The sequence below is a fragment of the Pseudomonas sp. K5002 genome, assembly GCF_013386655.1.
Lineage (GTDB): Bacteria > Pseudomonadota > Gammaproteobacteria > Pseudomonadales > Pseudomonadaceae > Aquipseudomonas.
The window spans coordinates 1-20,097 of the sequence record NZ_JACARK010000353.1; the positions used below are offsets into that span (position 1 = coordinate 1).

Here is a 20,097-nt window from a genome sequence, read left to right on the forward strand (position 1 = left end):
GGATTTGGCCGCCGCATTGGCCGACAGCGACACGCGCTGCACCCGCTTGGACAGGTGAACGGTCATGGCTGTACCTCCAGGACTTTGCCGGGATTGAGCAGGTTTTTCGGGTCGAGGGCCCGCTTGATGCGGCGCATCAGGTCCAGTTCCACCGGGCTTTTGTAGCGGCCCAGCAGGCCGACCTTGCGCTGGCCAATCCCGTGTTCGGCGCTGATGGAGCCGCCGTGGGCGTGGGCGCTGTCGTGTACCAGCAAGCTCAATTCGGCGTAGTTGCGCATGTGCTCGTCAACCGTTGAATCCAGCGGATGGGCGACGTTGTAATGCAGGTTGCCGTCCCCCAGGTGCCCGAACGTGAAGTTGCGAACACCGGGGAAATGCGTCTGCAACAGCGCATCGGTATGGGCGACGAAGGCGACGATTTGCGAAATGGGCACCGAGATATCGTGCTTCATATTGCGTCCGGCACGCTTCTGCGCTTCGCTCATGTTCTCCCGCAGCAGCCATAGCGCTTCGCTTTGCGCCAGGCTTTCGGCGATCAGTGCGTCGGCCAGCAGTGACTGTTCGAAGGCTTCACCGAGGACCGTTTCGAAGGCTTCGCGGGCGTGGGTTTCACCGTGGTTATCCGACAGCTCCAGCAAGGCAAACCAGGGTTGGCTGGCGTTGAAAAACGGTTGCGGGCCCTCGGGAAATTGCTCGCGCAGCAACGCCAGGCAATCGGCGCTGAGCAATTCGAATGCAGTGAGGTTTGCACCAAAACCGGCGCGGGCATGGGACAGGAACGCCACCGCCTGGGCCAACTCGTCAAACGCCAGCAGCGCTGTCGCCTGGGCCTTGGGCAGCGGGAACAGCTTCAGGGTCGCGGCGGTGATAATCCCGAGGGTACCTTCGCTGCCCACATACAAATCCCGCAGGTCGTAGCCGGTGTTGTCCTTGCGCAACCCTCGCAGGCCATTCCAGATTTCGCCTTCGGCGGTCACCACTTCCAGGCCCAGGGTCAACTCGCGGGTGTTGCCATAACGCAGCACGGCGGTGCCGCCTGCATTGGTGCCAAGGTTGCCGCCGATGGTGCAACTGCCTTCGGCGCCCAGACTCAATGGAAACAGGCGACCGGCTTCACGGGCCACGTCCTGGATGTTTTGCAGGATGCAGCCGGCTTCGACGGTCAGGGTGTCGTTGTCGGTATCGATCACGCGCACCCGGTTCATGCGGTCGAGCAGCAACAATACCGCGCGGCCGCTGGCATCCGGTGTGGCACCCGCCATCAGGCCGGTGTTGCCGCCCTGGACCACGATGGGCGCTTCCAGGGCGACACACGCACGCACCACGGCGGCCACTTCCTCGGTGTTGGCCGGGTGCACCACGGCGATCACCTGGCCGGTGTAGCGGCCCTGTTTGTCGGTCAGGTACTGGGCGGCATCTTCACTGCGCTGCACATGGGCGGCGCCGAGCAGTTGTTGCAGGGTGGCGAATAGCGCTTCACTCATGGCTGTACTGCTCGTGCAGATCACGCAGGGCTTGGGACGGAGCCATGCCGGTACGTTCGCCGAGGGCGATCAACCAGCCGCTGCGATGCCAGTCGCGCACGATGGCGTCGAGCCTGGCCTGGGTGTCGTGTTCGCCTTTGCGGATCCAGATCACGGATTTGGACGGGATCAAATCCCCCGGCAACGGGATCTCGTAGCCGGACCATTCGGCATCGCCGAGTAGCGCGTGCATGGTCGGGCTGACGTGCACCGCCGCCACGCAGCCATTGCCGCGCAACGACAGCAAAGATTCGGACTGGCTGCGGAACGCCTTGATCTGCGCGCCGTAGGTTTCCTGCAACGGCTTGATGAAGTTGCTGCCCTGGGACACGCACACCGGCTTGTCCTTGAGGTCGGCCCACTGGGTGATCCCGGCGCCTTTGCGGATCAACGCCGCGCCGCCGACTTCTTCATAGGGCGTGGGCACGTAGTCGAGAATCTCGGCGCGTTCGTCGGTGTACTGCATGTTGGCGATCAGCACGTCGACCTTGCCCTGTTGCAGGAACTGCACGCGGTTGGGCGCCAGTACCGAAACGGTCCTGGTCTCCACACCCAGCGCCTGGCCCAGGCCCTTGGCCAGTTCGACGTTGTAGCCCAGGTGTTCGCCGGTCTTGGGGTCGATGGTGCCGAACGGCGGGCCGCTGAGGATCACGCCGACGCTGATGGCGTGGCGTTGCTGGATCTTGTCGAGGGTGGCGTCGGCGTGGACCAGGCTGGCGCACAGTGCCAGGCCCAAGGCAGTCAGGGTTCTCAATGTCATGTGTCAGGCGCCCTTGAACTGTTTTTGCAACTCCACCAGCGCCGGGGACGCCGGGGTGATGTGGTTGCGGGTCTGGGCTTCGATCAGCCAGCCGCTGCGGTGCAGTTCCTTGACGATCGGGTCGAGTTTGGCCTGGGTGTCGCTCTCGCCACGGCGGGTCCAGATCACCGATGGCGCAGGGTTCAACTCGGGACTGAGGGTGCGATAATCCTTCCATTCGGCGCTGTCGTTGATCAGCGGGTTGACCAGGGTGGAGTCATGCACCGCGGCGACGCAGTTGTTGCCGCGCAGGGCCAGCAGGGATTCCGAAGAGCTCTTGAAGGCCTTGATCTGCGCGCCCAGTTCGGTCAGCGGCTTGACGTAGCTGCTGCCCTGGGAGGTGCACACCGGCTGGTCCTTGAGATCTTCCCAGCGGGTGATCTTGCTGTCCTTGAGTACGGCAGCAGTGCCGCCGATCTTGTAGAACGGCGTCGGCACGAACCCGAGGATCTCGCCACGCTCGGCGGTCCATTCCATATTGGCGATCAGCAGGTCGACCTTGCCCTGTTGCAGGAACTGCACACGGTTGGCCGGCAATACCGGCACCAGCTGCACCTCGGCGCCCAACTGACGGCCCAGCTCGTTGGCCAGGTCGACGTTCAAGCCCTTGGGCTTCTGGGTGGTGGGGTCGATGCCGCCAAACGGCCCGCCAGACAGCAGCACGCCGACCACCAGCACATGGCGCTGCTGGATCTTATCCAGGGTCGCATCGGCCTGAGCCACTGCGCTGCCGCCCAGGGCGATCAACGCGCCCAGGACCACAGGCAACCTTCGTTTTACCGCCGCGCGCACAAACCCCATGGAACTCCCCTCATTAGCGATCGGCGTACCCCGACCTGATGTGGGGGCATGCTAGGGAGAGTGCCGGGCTAACGGAAATTCAAATATCTAATATCGTTATAACTTCCCGTATATGGACGCGCTGACTTTTGGCCATATACTCGAATTCATTAGCCCTCGTAAAAACCCGGCGCGACAAAACATAAACATCTGTAATGTTTATCTTCGCACCCTTGATATAAAAACGCCCTGGAATGGCCATGTCGACCCTCGATCTTGAACTGCTCCGCACCTTTATCGCCGTGGTCGACCACCACAGCTTTGCCGAAGCCGGCACTCACCTGGCACGCACACAATCTTCCGTCACCCAGCATATGCAGCGTCTGGAACAACAAGTGGGCGTCAGCCTGTTTGAAAAACGTGGCCGGCAAAAACAACTGACAGAACCCGGGATGCAGCTGTTGCGGCATGCGCGGCAGATGCTCTCGCTGAATGACGATGCACTCAATTCCCTGCGGGAAAGCAGCCTCAGCGGCGTACTGCGTATCGGCTCGCCCCACGACATCGCCGACACCATCCTGCCGCCGATCCTCAGCCACATCGCCCGCTCGGCACCGCGCCTGCGCCTGGAGATCGACGTCGGGCGCAGCCCGTTCCTGATGGATGACCTGCACCGGGGCAAGGTCGACATGGTGATTTCCACCCGCGCCGATGCCAACCTGGAGGGCTTTGCACTGCGCACCTCGCCGGTGTGGTGGATTTGTTCGGCGCAATACATTCACTCGCCAAGCGAGCCGCTGCCATTGATTCTGGTGGATGAGCCGAGCATTTATCGGCGCTACGCCCTTGAGGCGCTGGAACGGGCGAATATCCCGTGGCGCCAGGCGTACCTGGCATCGAACCTGATCGGCATCAAGGCCGCGACCCGCGCAGGGCTGGGCGTGACCCCACGGAGCATGGAGATGCTAGGGCCGGATATGCGGGTATTGGGGGAAAACGATGGATTGCCGAGGATGCCGGAGGTCACGTACTACCTGTGGATCCGTCCGAACACGGCGAACCCGATTGCGCGCAAGGCATATGACCTGATCAGGGCCAGCCAGGGGCTGGCGCTGGGGTGACGGTTATTGCTGGGTCAATTGGGTCCATAGCGCGGGTGCGCCGGCAGACTTGGCGATCGCCTCGAGGCGCGCTGCATGCTCGGCCATGTCCTGCTCGCTGGCACGAATGATCGTAGTGGGCCGGCGATCCGCTGGCAGGCGGCGGATTTCCGAAGGACGATTGCCCGAGCCTTCCGCCGAACCATTGCCGTCCGAGGCATTACCGGCCAGGGACAGACTGGTCTGGCCACCGGTCATGGTCAGGTAGACGTCGGCGAGAATCTCGGAGTCGAGCAACGCGCCGTGGAGTTCACGGCCGGAGTTGTCGACGCCATAGCGTTTGCACAATGCGTCGAGGCTGTTGCGCTGGCCCGGGTGACGCTCACGCGCCATCATCAAGGTGTCGAGGATCGAGCAGTGCCGGGTAATATCAGCCCGGTCGGTCTGCCCCATCAGCGCGAATTCGTTGTTGATGAAGCCAACGTCGAACGCCGCGTTATGGATGATCAGTTGCGCGCCGTTGATGAACTCAAAGAACTCATCCGCCACTTCGGCAAACCGTGGCTTGCCCACCAGGAATTCGTTGGTGATGCCGTGGACGCCGATGGCGCCTTCGTCACTTTCCCGATCCGGTTGCAGGTAGACGTGGAAGTGCCGGCCGGTGAGGCGGCGGCCCATCAGTTCGACACAGCCGATTTCAATGATCCGGTGGCCGTCGGTCACCGGCATGCCGGTGGTTTCGGTATCGAGTACAACAGATCGGATGGCCATCAGGGTTCAGCTCTCAACGGTTTGGTACATTTCAAGGGGCGGGATCTTAACACGTCAGACGGCATCAGCTCTGTTTGTAGCCGCGCACTTCATCCACACCGCGGTTGGCCAGTTGGTCGGCCCGCTCGTTGCCGGGATGGCCGATGTGCCCGCGCACCCATTTCCAGGTGATGTTGTGGCGATTGCATTGCTCATCGAGCAATTGCCACAGGTCGGCGTTTTTCACCGGCTCCTTGGCCGCAGTCTTCCAGCCGCGCTTCTTCCAGTTGACCATCCACTCGTTGATGCCCTTCATCACGTACTGGGAGTCGGTCACCAGCAATACGTCGCAACGGCGCTTGAGCTCTTCCAGGCCACGGATCGCGCCCATCAGTTCCATACGGTTGTTGGTGGTGTTGGCTTCGCCGCCCCACAGTTCCTTCTCCACGCCCTTGCACACCAGCAAGGCGCCCCATCCGCCAGGGCCGGGGTTGCCCTTGCAGGCGCCATCGGTGAAGAGTTCTACGGTATCGGTCATTTCACTGTCCATTAAAGCGGGATCCATCAAAGCGGGTTGCCGATAATCGACCGACAAGTGCCCGAGGTCGAGAGGCTCGACCTGAAATCAAAAAGGTATGTTTACTGTTCGCTCTGCTTGCGATTGACCTTGGCCATCGGCATCGGCACCAGCTTGCCCATCGGCTCGCGACGCACCTGGCGCACCGGGCGCAGGCCAACGACGATCTTGCGCGCCACCAACAGGTAGAAACCCCCGCCGGACAATTGCCAGGCACCGGCCCTGCGTTCCCAGCCGGCCAGCCGGCCTTGCCACTTGGCAGACGCAAGCGGCGGACGATAGCACCCGAAGCGGCGTTTCTCCAGCGCAAAGCCCAGCAGGTTCAACCAGTCGCCGACTCGCGACGGCGAGATGCAGCGCGCCTGGCGCAGCCCGTCATGGGCGAACACATGGCGCAAGCCCCAACTGCTCCAGGGGTTGATGCCAATGATCAGCAAATGGCCACCAGGGCGCACGCTGCTGGCCGCTTCGCGCAGCAAACCGTGGGGCGACAGGCAGAAATCCAGGCCATGCTGCATCACCACCACATCGGCCGCATGCTCGCTCAACGGCCAGGCCTGCTCCTCGCAGACGATTTCAACCCCCGGCAGCGGCGCCCCCAGGCGCACATTGCGTTGCACCTGGGGTGCCGACGGCGGGGTTTGTGCCGACGGCCCGTAATGCACCAGGTAACCACCAAAGAACCGACCCAGCTCGTCTTCGAGCATGCGCCGTTCTTCATCCAGTAAAAATTGCCCGACAGGCCCGGACAGCCATTCACGGGCGGCACTGATCAGTGCCAGCCACTCGGGATCGGCCTGGGCGAACGCTTTATCAGTCATTGCATTCTCCAACGCGCCAAGAAGCTCTAAGATGCACCAATGTGTTCAGCTTGGCGAATCAAAGAATGATACAGATCAGTGCCCTGCCCGCCTTCACCGATAACTACATCTGGTTGTTACAGGATCAGCCGAACAAGCGCTGCGCGGTGGTCGATCCCGGTGATGCCGCGCCCGTGCTGGCCTGGCTCCAGCAGCATCCCGAGTGGACCCTCAGCGACATCCTGGTGACTCACCATCACCATGATCATGTCGGCGGCGTCGAGCAACTTAAAAGTGTTTCAGGCGCCACGGTCTACGGCCCGGCAAATGAAAAGATCCCGGCGCGGGACGTGGCACTCCAGGATAACGACCGCATCAACGTGCTGGGTTGGGACTTCGAGGTGTTTGCCGTACCCGGCCATACCCTGGGGCACATCGCCTTTTATCACGAGGGCGTGCTGTTCTGTGGCGACACCCTCTTCGCCGCCGGTTGTGGCCGCCTGTTCGAAGGCACCCCGCAGCAAATGCACACCTCACTGGAGCGCCTGGCGGCCTTGCCGGCCAACACGCTGGTGTACTGCACCCACGAATACACACAAAGTAACCTGAAATTCGCCCAGGCCGTGGAACCGCATAACGCGGATATCGCCGAACGGGTGGAGAACGTGCGGCAACTGCGGGCGAACGGCCAGATAACATTGCCTTCGACTTTGGCCCTGGAAAAACGCACCAACCCTTTTCTGCGAACCTCTGAAACATCCGTTAAAGAAAAAGCGGACGAACGGAATGGCCGCGATAACCGGGCCGGGAGTGAGGTGTTTGCTAGCTTGAGGTCGTGGAAAGATACGTTCTAAGCGCGCGGAATTTAGTACGTAATTTCTGAATGGTTGACCGCAACCCACGCGCTTTCTAGAATCGCCCGACATTTTTGCCCGGAACTTACTTCCAGCCAATGTCGTCATCTATTCGTAAAACCAACCATTCAGACGCATTGACCCGCCTGGCTCAAGCCGTGGCGGTGGCTGTGTCCGCTACTCTGGCGGGCTGCCAATCGACCCATTTTGCCGCACAATCCACCGTGCAACCCAAGCCAAACCTTACCGCCAAGATCAAGCAAAAACCCCTATGGCTATCAGAGAAGCCAAGCCCGGAAGTGCCCCAGGATGTCTGGGAACGCATGCGCCGGGGCTTTCAATTGCAGGACGGGTTAGGCGTCAACCCGCGCATTGAACAGCAACGATTGTGGTTTGCCAGCAACCCATCCTTCCTCGAGAACGCCGGCGAACGCGGCAGCCTCTACATTCATTACATCGTCGAACGCCTTGAAGAACGCAACATGCCGCTGGAGCTGGCGCTGCTGCCAGTGATTGAAAGTGCCTACAACCCAATGGCCTATTCCCGCAGCGATGCGGTCGGCCTGTGGCAGTTCGTTCCCGCCACCGGGCGCTATTTCAACCTGCGTCAGACCCGCGCCTACGACGGCCGCCGCGACATCACCGCCTCCACCACCGCCGCCCTCGACTACCTGACGCGCCTGCATGACATGTTCAACGGCGACTGGTTGCTGGCCCTGGCGGCTTACAACGCCGGTGAGGGCACGGTCAGCCGAGCCATCGAGCGTAACGAGAAGCTCGGCTTGCCGACGGACTACTGGAACCTGCCACTGCCCCAGGAAACCAAGGACTACGTGCCCAAGTTCCTGGCGCTGTCCCAGGTGGTGCTGGCCCCCGAGGCGTATGGCGTCAACCTGAACCCGATCGCCAACACGCCGTACTTCGAAGTGGTAGAAATCAAGACCAGCATGGACCTGTCACGGGTCGCCGCGCTGGCCGAGATTGACGAAGACGAACTGTTCCAGCTCAACCCTGCCTTGAAACAGCGCACCACCCTGGACGGCCCGCAGCATTTGCTGGTGCCGACGTCCAAGGCGCAGCTGCTGGCCAGCAGCCTTTCGGCGATGAAGCCCGAAGAATTGCTGAGCATGCGCCCGAAAAAGCCGGTGTTCGACGACGTTGAGCACAAGGCCATTGCCGGTCGCACCCGCAACTACAAGGTGCGCAGCGGCGACAACCTGACGCTGATCGCCAAGGCCAACAAGGTCGATGTACATGACCTGCAGCGCTGGAACAAGCTCAACGGGCAGGCGCTCAAGGTCGGCCAGACCCTGGTGATGCAGGACACCCGCAAGCTGGTGGCCAAGGCCGACAGCAAGAAGCCGGTGCAATACAAGGTCAAGAAAGGCGATTCGCTGTACATCGTCGCCAAGCGCTTCAACGTCGAGATGCAACATCTCAAGCGCTGGAACCCACGCACTGGCCAGGCGCTGAAACCTGGGCAGATGCTGGTGGTTTCCGGGCCGCGCTAAGCAGCAAACACGAGGGGGAACTGGCAACAGCTCCCCCTTTGTTCTTCACCCTGCCAACCCCCATCCAAGCCTGTAGTCTCCCTCCTGCGGCGCCAGCCTTTTTCCAATCGGAACAAGCTGTTACTGTACGGTTCATAAAGCCCAAGCCGCCTGGATCGGATCCCTGACTTGAAGCGTCCCCTCCTTCTACTAATAAGTCTGGCCTTGAGCTTTTCCGCGAACGCGACCATTACCGAGAGCCACGGTTATGCGCAGTTCGGCACGCTCAAGTACCCGGCCAAATTCACCCACTTCGACTGGGTAAACCCCGCAGCGCCCAAGGGCGGCACCTTGCGGGTCATGGCGTTTGGCACTTTCGACACCCTCAACCCGTACACCTTCAAGGGTTCCAGCCCGGTTTCCACCGCCAATTTCCTGCAATATGGGGTTAACGAGCTCAATGAGCCGTTGATGGTAGGCACCGGCCAGTACGCCCCCTCTGGCGATGAGCCGACTTCCAGCTACGGCCTGATTGCCCAATCGGTGGAATACAGCGAGGACCGCAGCTGGGTAGTGTTCAACCTGCGCCCTGAAGCGCGGTTTCACGATGGCAAGCCGATCACCGCCTACGACGTGGCGTTTTCCTATCGCACGCTGCTGACCGAAGGCCACCCGCAGTACCGCACCAACCTGCAGGAAGTGGCCCGGGTCGACATTCTTAACCGGCATCGCATTCGTTTTGTGTTCAAGCGCGCCGGCAACCCGTTGCTGATCCTGCGCCTGGGCGAGCTACCGGTATTGCCCCAGCATTACTGGAAAAACCGCGACTTCAAGGCCACCACGTTCGAGCCGCCGCTGGGCAGTGGACCTTACCGCATCAGCAAGGTCAGCCCCGGGCGACAACTGGTGTTCGAGCGGGTCAAGGATTACTGGGGCAAGGACCTGGCGGTCAACCGTGGTTTGTATAACTACGACAAGGTCGAGGTGGAGTTCTACCGAGACAGCGACGTGGCCTTCGAAGCGTTCAAGGCCGGCGAGTTCGATATCTATATCGAGCACCAGGCGAAGAACTGGGCCAACGGCTACAACTTCCCGGCGGTCAACCGCGGCGATGTGATCAAGGCGCAGATCGCCCACCAGATACCGACCCAGAGCCAGGGACTGTTCATGAACAGCCGGCGCCCGGCCTTCAGCCAGGCCAAGGTCCGCGAAGCCTTGGGGCTGATGTTCGATTTCGAGTGGACCAACCGCACCCTGTTCAGCGGCGCCTATAAACGCAGCCTCAGCTATTACCCCAACAGCGAATTCTCCGCCACCGGCGTGCCGACCGGTCATGAGTGGCTGATGCTGTCGCCCTATCGCGACCAACTGCCGGCCAACCTGTTTACCCAGCCATTCAGCCTGCCCCAGACCGACGGTCGTGGCATTCCTCGCGACACGATGCGCCGCGCCCTCGCATTGTTGGCGGACGCCGGCTGGAAGCTGTCCGGGCAACGCTTGCTCAACAGTGACGGGCAGCCGCTGAGGCTGGAGATTCTGCTGGTGAACCCGAACCTGGAGCGCATCCTGCAGCCCTATGTCGAGAATCTGACAAGCATCGGCGTCGATGCCCGCTTGCGCACGGTAGACCGCGCGCAGTACAAACAACGCCTCGATCAGTTCGACTTCGACATGATTCTGATGACCCTCAACCAGACCCTCAGCCCCGGCCTTGAGCAGTGGCAGTATTTCCACTCCAGCCAGGCGGGGATCAAGGGCAGCAAGAATTACGCAGGCATCGCCAACCCGGTGGTCGACCACCTGCTGGACCAACTGCTGGCGGCGCAAACCCGTGAAGAACAGTTGGCCGCCGGCCGGGCGCTGGACCGCGTCCTGCTGTGGCAGCACTACAGTATTCCCAACTGGTACCTCAACTATCATCGCCTGGCGTACCGCAACCGGTTCGCCTTCGTCACCACGCCGCCCTACAGCCTGGGCCTGAGCGCATGGTGGCTGAAAGCTTCGGAGAAAGCCCAATGATACCTTTGCGTACTGCGATCCTTGGCAGCCTGCTGTTTTGCGCCGCGGCCAATGCGGCCCCGCAACATGCCCTGACCCTCTACAACGAACCGCCCAAGTACCCCGCCGATTTCAAACACGTCGACTACGTAAATCCGGATGCCCCCAAGGGTGGCACCTTCCGCGTATCCAGCATGGGCAGCTTCGACAGCCTCAACCCATTCATCAGCAAGGGCGTGCCGGCAGATGATATCGGCCTGATCTACGACACCCTCGCCCAGCAAAGCCTGGACGAACCCATCACCGAATACGGGCTGGTGGCCGGCAAGATCGAAAAGGCCCCGGACAACAGCTGGGTGCGCTTCTACATCCGCCCCGAAGCGCGCTTCCACGACGGCCACCCGATCCGTGCCGAAGACGTGGTGTTCAGCTTCCAGACACTGATGAAGGACGGCTCGCCGATCTTCAAGACCTACTACGCCGATGTCGACGAAGTGATCGCCGAAGACCCGCTGCGGGTGCTGTTCAAGTTCAAGCGCACCAACAACCGCGAACTGCCGCTGATCCTTGGGCAACTGACAGTGTTGCCCAAGCATTACTGGGAGGGCCGCGACTTCTCCAAGGGCAACCTGGAGATTCCGCTGGGCAGCGGCCCGTACAAGGTGGCCGAGGTCAAGGCCGGGCGTTCGATCCGCTACGAGCGGGTCAAGGACTACTGGGCCAAGGACCTGCCGATCAACAAGGGTTTCTACAACTTCGATTACCGGGTCACCGATTACTACCGCGACAACACCGTGGCCCTCGAAGCCCTCAAGGCCGGGCAGTTCGATTACTGGCTGGAAATCAGCGCGAAAAACTGGGCCAATGCCTACAACACCCCCGCCGTCACCCAGGGCCGCCTGATCAAGGAAGAAATCCCCAACGGCAACCCCACCGGCATGCAGGGCTTCGTGTTCAACACCCGCAAACCGATGTTCCAGGATGTGCGGGTGCGCAAGGCCATCAGCCTGTTGCTGGACTTTGAATGGAGCAACAAGCAACTGTTCAACGGCGCCTACACCCGCAGCCGCAGTTATTTCGAAAACTCCGAGATGGCCGCCACCGGCCTGCCCGGCCCGGATGAGCTGGCGATTCTTGAACCGCTGCGGGACAAGATCCCGCCCCAGGTGTTTACCGAAGCCTTCGAGCCATCGAAGACCGACGCCAGCGGCATGATCCGCACCCAGCAGCGCGAGGCCTATCAACTGCTGCAAGAGGCCGGCTGGAAGATCGTCGACGACAAGATGGTCGACACCACCGGCAAGCCAGTGACCATCGAGTTCCTGCTGGCACAGACCGAGTTCGAACGCATCCTGTTGCCGTTCAAGCGCAACCTGGCAGACCTGGGGATCGACCTGGTGATTCGCCGGGTCGACATCTCGCAGTACATCAACCGCATCCGTTCGCGGGATTTCGACATGGTGGTGGGCAGCTTCCCGCAATCCTCATCGCCCGGTAACGAGCAGCGCGAGTACTGGAAGTCGTCCAGCGCCGACAAGCCCGGCAGCCGCAACTACATCGGCCTGAAAGACCCGGCCATCGACCAGTTGGTGGAAGAACTCATCGACTCCGACTCGCGCAAGAGCCTGGTGGCCCACGCCAAGGCCCTGGACCGCGTGCTGCAGTTCGGCTACTACGTGATCCCCAACTGGCACATCAAGACCTTCCGCGTGGCGTATTGGGACCACCTCGGCCATCCGAAGGTCTCGCCACGGTATGACGTCGGCACCGCCACCTGGTGGAGCAAACCCGACGTGAAACCTGCGATAACCGTGGACACCAACCAGAGCGCCGATCCGGCGAGCGGGGGCGACTGAGATGCTGGCCTATATTTTTCGTCGACTGCTGCTGATCATCCCGACCCTGTTCGGCATTTTGCTGATCAACTTTGTGATCATCCAGGCCGCCCCGGGTGGCCCGGTGGAGCAGATGATCGCCAAGCTCGAAGGCTTTGAAGGCGCCACCAGCCGGATTGCCGGGGGCGGTGCCGAAGTCTCGGTGGCCGGTTCCAGCTACCGCGGCGCCCAGGGCCTGGACCCGGCGCTGGTGAAGGAAATCGAGAAGATGTACGGCTTTGACAAATCGGCGCCGGAACGCTTGTGGATCATGGTCAAGAACTACGCCCGGCTGGATTTTGGCGACAGCTTCTTTCGCGATGCGAAGGTCATCGACCTGATCAAGGAAAAGATGCCGGTGTCCATCTCCCTCGGATTATGGAGCACCCTGATCATGTACCTGGTGTCGATCCCCCTGGGGATCGCCAAGGCTACGCGGCACGGCAGCCACTTTGACGTGTGGACCAGCTCGGCGATCATCGTCGGCTACGCGATCCCGGCGTTCCTGTTTGCGATCCTGCTGATCGTGGTGTTCGCCGGCGGCAGTTACTTCGACTGGTTTCCGTTACGCGGGCTCACGTCCAACAACTTTGATGAGTTGAGCTGGGGCGGCAAGATCCTCGATTACTTCTGGCACCTTGCCCTGCCGGTGACCGCCCTGGTGATCGGCAACTTCGCCACCATGACCCTGCTCACCAAAAACAGCTTCCTCGACGAGATCAACAAGCAGTACGTGGTTACCGCCAAGGCCAAGGGCCTGACCAACCACCGCGTGCTGTACGGCCATGTGTTTCGCAACGCGATGCTGCTGGTGATTGCCGGCTTCCCGTCGGCCTTTATCGGCATCTTCTTCACCGGCTCGTTGCTGGTGGAAGTGATCTTCTCCCTCGACGGCCTGGGCCTGATGAGCTTTGAAGCGGCGATCAACCGCGACTACCCGGTGGTGTTCGGCACCCTGTTTATCTTCACCCTGCTGGGATTGGTGGTGAAGCTGATCGGCGACCTCACCTACACCCTGGTCGATCCGCGCATCGACTTCGCCAGCCGGGAGCATTGAGATGAATCTATCCCCCCTCAATCGTCGCCGGTTCGAGCGTTTCAAGGCCAACAAGCGTGGCTGGTGGTCGCTGTGGCTGTTTTTGATCCTGTTCGGCCTGAGCCTGGGCGCCGAGCTGATCGCCAACGACAAGCCGCTGGCGGTGCACTACGACGGCGACTGGTATTTCCCGGCGCTCAAGCGCTACCCCGAGACCACCTTCGGCGGCGAATTCCCGCTGGAAGCCAACTACAAGAGCCCCTATATCCAGGAGCTGCTCAAGGCCAAGGACGCGTGGACGTTGTGGGCGCCGATTCCGTACAGCTACCAGAGCATCAACTACGACCTGAAAGTTCCGGCCCCCGCCCCGCCGTCACGGGACAACCTGCTGGGCACCGATGACCAGGGCCGCGATGTGCTGGCGCGGGTGATCTACGGCTTCAGGATTTCCGTGCTGTTTGCCCTGACGCTCACCGTGCTCAGCTCGATCATCGGCGTGATCGCCGGCGCGTTGCAGGGCTTCTACGGTGGCTGGGTCGACCTGGCCGGCCAGCGTTTCCTGGAGATCTGGTCCGGCTTGCCGGTGCTGTACCTGTTGATCATCCTCGCCAGCTTCGTGCAACCCAACTTCTGGTGGCTGCTGGGGATCATGCTGCTGTTTTCCTGGATGAGCCTGGTGGACGTGGTGCGCGCCGAGTTCCTGCGCGGGCGTAACCTGGAATACGTGCGGGCGGCGCGGGCGCTGGGAATGCAGAACGGCGCGATCATGTTCCGCCATATCCTGCCCAACGCCATGGTCTCCACCATGACCTTCATGCCGTTCATCCTGACCGGCGCCATCGGCACCCTCACTGCGCTGGACTTCCTGGGCTTTGGCTTGCCGGCCGGCTCGCCGTCCCTGGGTGAGCTGGTGGCCCAGGGCAAATCCAACCTGCAGGCGCCGTGGCTGGGCATGAGTGCGTTTGCCGTGCTGGCGATCATGTTGAGTCTGCTGGTGTTTATCGGCGAGTCCGCTCGCGATGCCTTCGACCCGAGGAAATGAGATGAATCAGGACAATCTGATCGAAGTCCGCGACCTCTCCGTCGAGTTCGTCGTAGGCAACACCCACCAGCGTGTGGTGAACAACGTCAGCTTCGATATCAAGCGCGGCGAAACGCTGGCATTGGTGGGCGAAAGCGGCTCGGGCAAGTCGGTCACGGCGCACTCGATCCTGCGCCTGTTGCCCTACCCGCTGGCACGTCACCCGTCGGGCACGATCCAGTACGCCAACCACGATTTGCTGACCCTGAAGGAAAAGACCATCCGGCATATCCGCGGCAACCGGATTGCGATGATTTTCCAGGAACCGATGACCTCGTTGAACCCGCTGCACTCCATCGAGAAGCAGATCAACGAAGTGCTCGGCCTGCACAAGGGGCTTACCGGCAAGGTGGCCACCAAACGCACCCTGGAGCTGCTGGAACTGGTAGGCATCCCCGAGCCCCATAAACGCCTCAAGGCCCTGCCCCACGAGCTGTCCGGCGGCCAGCGCCAGCGGGTGATGATCGCCATGGCCCTGGCCAATGAGCCGGAGCTGTTGATTGCCGACGAACCGACCACGGCACTCGACGTCACCGTGCAGCTGAAGATCCTGGAGCTGCTCAAGGAATTGCAGGCGCGCCTGGGCATGGCCTTGCTGTTGATCAGCCACGACTTGAACCTGGTAAGGCGCATTGCCCACCGGGTATGCGTGATGCAAAAAGGCTGCATCGTCGAGCAGGCCGAATGCGAAAGCCTGTTCCAGGCGCCGCAGCACCCTTACACCCAGGAGCTGCTGGCAGCGGAACCCAGCGGCGGCCCCGCCACCAATGAAGTCGGCCCACCGTTGCTGGAAGTCGATGACCTGAAGGTCTGGTTCCCAATCAAGAAAGGCTTCCTGCGCAATACCGTCGATTACGTCAAGGCGGTGGATGGCATCAACTTCAGCCTGCCCCAGGGCCAGACGCTGGGCATCGTCGGTGAAAGCGGCTCGGGCAAATCCACCCTGGGCCTGGCAATTTTGCGGCTGATTGCGAGCAAGGGTGGCATTCGCTTCGAAGGCCATCAGATGGACAAGCTCAGCCAGCAACAGGTGCGCCCGCTGCGCCGGGAAATGCAGGTGGTGTTCCAGGATCCGTTTGGCAGCCTGAGCCCGCGCATGTGCGTGAGCGAGATCGTCGGCGAAGGCCTGCGTATTCACAAGATGGGCACTGCCGCCGAGCAGGAAGCGGCGATTATCGCCGCGCTGAAGGAAGTGGGCCTGGACCCGGAAACCCGCAATCGCTACCCTCACGAATTTTCCGGCGGCCAACGCCAGCGCATCGCTATTGCCCGCGCCCTGGTGCTCAAGCCCCGGCTGATTTTGCTGGATGAGCCGACCTCGGCCCTCGACCGTACCGTGCAGCGCCAGGTGGTGGACCTGCTGCGCAACCTGCAGGCCAAGTACAACCTGACCTACCTGTTCATCAGCCACGACCTGGCGGTGGTCAAGGCCTTGAGTCACCAACTGATGGTAGTAAAACACGGGCAGGCGGTTGAACAGGGAGATGCACCCGCGATCTTCGCCAACCCCCAGCATGCCTACACCCGGCAACTGCTGGAGGCGGCGTTTTTGGTGCCCGGCCCCTAGCAGTAGAACCACCGTAGCAGCTGTCGAGCCCCAGCGAGGCTGCGGCTCGACAGCTGCTACGCCATTGGGTGTCAGAAATCGGTTGAGGCCGACAATTCACGCCAGGCAGCGGTCTCTTCCTTGACGTAGGCCAGCTTGTCCTCAATCGCCTGCAACGTGTCGGTGCCCAGGGCCAGGCGCATCGGCGGATGCAGCGCTTCCACCAGCTTGATCATGGCCACTGCCAGCAGCTCCGGGTTACCCGGTTGCTGCTGGTTGTAGACCTTGGCCAGCTTGCGCACCTCGCCGGACGTGGCGGCGTAGTCGTCGATGATCAAGGGCGACTCCACCAGGGAGTTGCCATCCAGGAAGTCGGTACGGAAATAACCCGGCTCCACCACCGTCACCTTGACGCCCAAGGGTGCCAGCTCTGCGTGCAGCGCCTCGCTCAACCCTTCAACGGCAAACTTGGTCGAGCAGTACGTGCCGAACCCCGCACCCGAACGGAAGCCGCCCACCGATGAAATATTGATCACGTGCCCGCTGCGCGCCTGGCGCATGAACGGCAATACACCGCGAGTGACATTGAGCAGCCCGAACACGTTGGTTTCATACAAGCGGCGAACCTCATCGGCAGACGCCTCCTCCACCGCGCCCAGCAGGCCAAAACCGGCATTGTTGACCAACACATCAATGCGCCCGAAGTGCTCAATGGCGGCACGGGCAACGTCGGCAGCCTGGGATTCGTCGGTCACGTCCAGTTGCACCGCCAGCAGCCCGGGTTGCTCACCGAAGCGTTCGGTAACGGTATGGGCGTTGCGGGCCGTCGCCACCACCGCATCACCGTGGGCCAGAGCTGCCGCGACGATTTTCGCGCCGATGCCCCGGGAAGCCCCGGTTACCAGCCAAACACGCTTGAAGGAATGTGCCGTTGTCATGATCCGTACCTGATGGAGTGAATGTGGAGCCAAGGTACGCTGAGGCATTAGCCTGAAAAACCGTCTCGTGCTACAAGCACTCTGAAACAGAATTTCATAATGGCTGACCGATGAACCTTGATCCCTTCAATGGCTTGACCGAATTTCTCGCCGTGGCCGAACTGAAGAGCTTCACCCAGGCCGCTGCACGCCTCGGCGTAACACCGACGGCGGTCAGCCATGCGGTGAAGACCCTGGAGAAGCGCACGGGTGTGGTGCTGTTCCAGCGCACCACGCGCCGGGTGGCGCTGACCGAGGCCGGCATGACGCTTTACAGCCGCCTGCGCCCCGCCGCCGGGGAGATTGACGAAGCGCTGGCGGCCCTCAGTGGCTACCGCGACCGGCCCATGGGCACTCTGCGGCTGACGGTGCCAAGGTTGTCGGGCACGTTGCTGATCGAGCCGTTGATCCCGCGTTTTCGCGAGGCCTTTCCCGATGTGGTGCTGGATATTTCCCTCGACGATGCCACGGTGGACCTGGTGACCGAGGGCTTCGACGCCGGTATTCGCCTGGGGGAATCCATCGACAAAGACATGGTTGCCGTGCGCCTGACCCCGGACCTGAACTGGTCGGTGGTGGGCTCTCCCGCCTACTTTGCCAAGGCCGGCAAGCCGACAACGCCGGAAGCGCTCACGGCCCATCAAACCATCGGTTATCGCTTCCTGACCTCGGGCATGGCACACCGCTGGGAATTCGAGCGGGCGGGCCGGGAATTTACGGTCGGCGTTCAAGGCGGGTTGATCGTCAATGACCGCAACCTGATGATCGCCGCCGCGCGGGCCGGCCAGGGCCTGGCGTACGTGAGTGATTTCGAGGTCATGGAGGACCTGGCTTCAGGCGCACTGGAGCCCGTGCTGCAATCTTTCGTACCGCCAAGCAGCGGGCTGTACCTGTATTTCCCCGCCCGAACCCAGAGCCAACCGAAACTGCGGGCCTTTATCGACCTGGCCACCGCATGGATTGCCGAAAAGCGTGGGCGCTGACAACGCCGCAAAAGCAAACCAATATCATTTGCGCAGTGCCCGGCCCTTTGGTTTAATCGCGACCAATTCTTATTTACGCCAAGGCTTCTGCGCCACATGGATACTGTGTCGACCCCGTCCACCTCGTTCAGCGACCTCTACGGCAATCACCATTCCTGGCTGCTGGGGCTGCTGCGCCGGCGCCTGAGCAATCGCTGGGATGCGGCGGACCTGGCCCATGACACCTTCATCCGGGTACTCAAGCGCCCGCCGGCCGACGCCGATGAGACGCGGGAGCGCTCCTACCTGGCCACCATCGCCCGGGGGTTGTGCATTGATCACTGGCGCCGGCGCCAACTGGAACAAGCGTGGCTGCAAAGCCTCGCGGACCGGCCCCAAGCCCTGCAACCGTCGCCGGAGCAGCGGGCAATCATTGTCGAAACCCTGTACGAAGTGGACGCCATGCTCGCGCGGCTGCCCCACAAAGTCCGCGAGGCATTCCTGCTGGCGCAGTTGCACGGCCTGCCCTACAAGCAGATCGGCGAACAGCTCGGGGTAGGCGAACGGATGGTGAAAAAATACCTGGCCCAGGCGCTGCTGCATTGCGCGGTGCTGGAAGCCGAACTGGACGGGATGCTCGTGGAGTGAACAGCCCCGGAAAGCTCAGCCATGCCAGCCTTGAGCAAGCGGCCCAATGGTACGTACGCCTGCAGGATCAGCCAGAGGCTGCCCAGCACTGGCAGGCATGGCTCGGGCAAAGTCCGGAACACCAGGCCGCCTGGGGCTATGTAGAACGGGTCAGCCAACGCTTTGCGCCGTTGGCCGAGCAATCCCACAGCGCCAGCCGTGCGTTGCGCAGCTCTCGGCGCCAGACGCTCAAGACCCTGCTGGTGTTGTGTGCCGGTTCAACGCTGGCCTGGGGCACCTGGCGCAACACCGCCCTGCCCCGGTTGGTGGGAGGCTGGAGTGCGGATTACGCAACCGCCGGCGGTGAAACCCGCGAAGCGCTGCTGGACGATGGCAGTCGCCTGTGGTTGAACGCCTTGAGCGCCCTGGATGTACGTTTTGACCGGGTCCAGCGCTTGCTGCACCTGCGTTTCGGCGAAGTGCTGATCGAGACCGCCAAGGACCCGAACCGCCCGTTCCTGGTGGAGACCCAACAGGGCCGCCTGCGCGCCCTGGGCACCCGCTTCAGCGTGTTGCAGGACGGCGACAGCACCGTGCTCAATGTGTTTGAAGGTCGGGTCGAAGTGCGCACCGCCGCCAGCCAGCAACAACGAATCATCGAGGTCGGGCAACAAGTGGCCTTCACCCGCGATGGGTTCAATCTCCATTCACCCGCATCCGCCACCCGTGAGGCCTGGAGCCGTGGCGTACTGCTGGCCGACAACCTGCCGCTTGGCCAACTGGTCGCCGAACTCAATCGTTTTCGCCCCGGCCACCTGGGCTGTGATCCAGCCGTGGCGCAATTGCCGGTAATGGGTTCGTTCCCCCTCAAAGACAGCGACCACGCACTGCGCCTGCTACAGGCCGCGCTGCCGATTCAGGTCGACACGCTCATGCCGTGGTGGGTCACGGTCAGGCCCAAACACCCAGGCGCATAAAAACTTTCAGCCGTCAGTTCCCTTTTCCAAAACTCGTTCGGTAAACCCTGCAGATGCTTTCAATTCGCCGATCGATTTGATCCAAAGGGAATGTTCATGTCGCAACCCGTTCGCTTCACTTTGCGCCCGCTGGCGCTGGCCGTTACTGCTACCTTGTTGTGCCTGGGCGCGCTCGACGCGCAAGCCGCCGAGTCACCGTCGACTCAGGAAACGGCCCGCCACTACACCATCGCCGCGGGTTCGTTGGTCAACGTGCTGAACAGCTTCGCCGAGCAGTCCGGGATCTTTTTCGCCGGCCACAACAGCCTGGCCAGCGGCAAAACCAGCCCGGGCCTCAACGGCAGCT

18 protein-coding genes and 1 pseudogene are annotated in these 20,097 nt (G+C 61.9%); 12 read left to right on the plus strand and 7 right to left on the minus strand.

The annotated features are described in order from the left end of the window. Positions 1-62: 62 nt before the first annotated feature. The 3 genes from HX846_RS17175 to HX846_RS17185 are packed head-to-tail and all read right to left on the minus strand — an operon-like array spanning position 63 to position 3,123. Positions 63-1,484 (minus strand): FAD-binding oxidoreductase, encoded by a 1,422-nt coding sequence (locus tag HX846_RS17175; protein ID WP_177021967.1) that lies wholly within the window; start codon positions 1,482-1,484, stop codon positions 63-65. Next, a complete protein-coding gene (locus tag HX846_RS17180; protein ID WP_177117094.1) occupies positions 1,477-2,283 on the minus strand; it encodes a transporter substrate-binding domain-containing protein in 807 nt (268 codons plus the stop codon). The genes HX846_RS17175 and HX846_RS17180 overlap by 8 nt, the downstream gene beginning before the upstream one ends. Before the next feature lie 3 nt (positions 2,284-2,286). Continuing rightward, positions 2,287-3,123 carry a transporter substrate-binding domain-containing protein gene (locus HX846_RS17185; RefSeq protein WP_178965767.1) on the minus strand — a complete coding sequence of 279 codons (837 nt, stop codon included), beginning with the start codon at positions 3,121-3,123 and terminating at the stop codon, positions 2,287-2,289. A 239-nt stretch (positions 3,124-3,362) separates the two neighbouring features. On the opposite strand from HX846_RS17185, the gene HX846_RS17190 reads away from it, so the two are divergent. Then, positions 3,363-4,223, plus strand: coding sequence for a LysR substrate-binding domain-containing protein (locus HX846_RS17190; RefSeq protein WP_003207477.1), 861 nt, complete (start codon positions 3,363-3,365; stop codon positions 4,221-4,223). Between the two features lie 3 nt (positions 4,224-4,226). Here the strand turns inward: HX846_RS17190 and dnaQ are convergent, their stop codons facing one another. The 3 genes from dnaQ to HX846_RS17205 all read right to left on the minus strand — a co-directional run bounded on the left by dnaQ (position 4,227) and on the right by HX846_RS17205 (position 6,350). Further along, entirely contained in the window at positions 4,227-4,967 is a 741-nt protein-coding gene (gene dnaQ / locus HX846_RS17195; RefSeq protein ID WP_177068311.1) for a DNA polymerase III subunit epsilon, read from the minus strand. Between the two features lie 70 nt (positions 4,968-5,037). Beyond that, a complete protein-coding gene (gene rnhA / locus HX846_RS17200; protein ID WP_003207474.1) occupies positions 5,038-5,490 on the minus strand; it encodes a ribonuclease HI in 453 nt (150 codons plus the stop codon). A gap of 101 nt (positions 5,491-5,591) precedes the next feature. Beyond that, complete coding sequence (locus HX846_RS17205; protein ID WP_003207473.1) at positions 5,592-6,350, minus strand: class I SAM-dependent methyltransferase; 759 nt, start codon at positions 6,348-6,350, stop codon at positions 5,592-5,594. A 65-nt stretch (positions 6,351-6,415) separates the two neighbouring features. On the opposite strand from HX846_RS17205, the gene gloB reads away from it, so the two are divergent. The 7 genes from gloB to HX846_RS17240 all read left to right on the plus strand — a co-directional run bounded on the left by gloB (position 6,416) and on the right by HX846_RS17240 (position 16,229). Further along, entirely contained in the window at positions 6,416-7,183 is a 768-nt protein-coding gene (gene gloB, locus HX846_RS17210; protein ID WP_003207471.1) for a hydroxyacylglutathione hydrolase, read from the plus strand. Positions 7,184-7,281: 98 nt separating this feature from the next. Next, entirely contained in the window at positions 7,282-8,694 is a 1,413-nt protein-coding gene (locus HX846_RS17215; RefSeq protein ID WP_008435202.1) for a lytic transglycosylase domain-containing protein, read from the plus strand. 168 nt (positions 8,695-8,862) lie between these two features. After that, the gene (locus tag HX846_RS17220; protein WP_008435204.1) at positions 8,863-10,692 is read left to right on the plus strand and encodes an extracellular solute-binding protein; all 1,830 of its coding nucleotides are present in this window, start codon (positions 8,863-8,865) and stop codon (positions 10,690-10,692) included. Then, the gene (locus HX846_RS17225; protein WP_003207465.1) at positions 10,689-12,527 is read left to right on the plus strand and encodes an extracellular solute-binding protein; all 1,839 of its coding nucleotides are present in this window, start codon (positions 10,689-10,691) and stop codon (positions 12,525-12,527) included. The genes HX846_RS17220 and HX846_RS17225 overlap by 4 nt, the downstream gene beginning before the upstream one ends. A 1-nt stretch (position 12,528) precedes the next feature. Then, positions 12,529-13,602 carry a microcin C ABC transporter permease YejB gene (locus HX846_RS17230; protein ID WP_177008574.1) on the plus strand — a complete coding sequence of 358 codons (1,074 nt, stop codon included), beginning with the start codon at positions 12,529-12,531 and terminating at the stop codon, positions 13,600-13,602. A 1-nt stretch (position 13,603) separates the two neighbouring features. Continuing rightward, positions 13,604-14,623: an ABC transporter permease gene (locus tag HX846_RS17235; protein WP_008435209.1), complete on the plus strand. Its 1,020-nt coding sequence runs from the start codon at positions 13,604-13,606 to the stop codon at positions 14,621-14,623. 1 nt (position 14,624) lies between these two features. Next, positions 14,625-16,229 (plus strand): ABC transporter ATP-binding protein, encoded by a 1,605-nt coding sequence (locus HX846_RS17240; RefSeq protein WP_178965768.1) that lies wholly within the window; start codon positions 14,625-14,627, stop codon positions 16,227-16,229. Between the two features lie 71 nt (positions 16,230-16,300). Here the strand turns inward: HX846_RS17240 and HX846_RS17245 are convergent, their stop codons facing one another. Then, positions 16,301-17,146: an oxidoreductase gene (locus tag HX846_RS17245; protein ID WP_177068284.1), complete on the minus strand. Its 846-nt coding sequence runs from the start codon at positions 17,144-17,146 to the stop codon at positions 16,301-16,303. Between the two features lie 110 nt (positions 17,147-17,256). Here HX846_RS17245 and HX846_RS17250 point away from each other — a divergent pair, with 110 nt between their 5' ends. The 4 genes and pseudogenes from HX846_RS17250 to HX846_RS17265 form a co-directional block, all read left to right on the plus strand. Then, positions 17,257-18,168: a LysR family transcriptional regulator gene (locus HX846_RS17250; protein WP_177039903.1), complete on the plus strand. Its 912-nt coding sequence runs from the start codon at positions 17,257-17,259 to the stop codon at positions 18,166-18,168. A 96-nt stretch (positions 18,169-18,264) separates the two neighbouring features. Continuing rightward, positions 18,265-18,795 carry a sigma-70 family RNA polymerase sigma factor gene (locus tag HX846_RS17255; protein WP_177035467.1) on the plus strand — a complete coding sequence of 177 codons (531 nt, stop codon included), beginning with the start codon at positions 18,265-18,267 and terminating at the stop codon, positions 18,793-18,795. Continuing rightward, complete coding sequence (locus tag HX846_RS17260) at positions 18,792-19,751, plus strand: FecR domain-containing protein (RefSeq protein WP_178965769.1); 960 nt, start codon at positions 18,792-18,794, stop codon at positions 19,749-19,751. The genes HX846_RS17255 and HX846_RS17260 overlap by 4 nt, the downstream gene beginning before the upstream one ends. A 90-nt stretch (positions 19,752-19,841) precedes the next feature. Beyond that, positions 19,842-20,097 (plus strand): annotated as a pseudogene (locus HX846_RS17265) (TonB-dependent siderophore receptor); the annotation flags it as partial.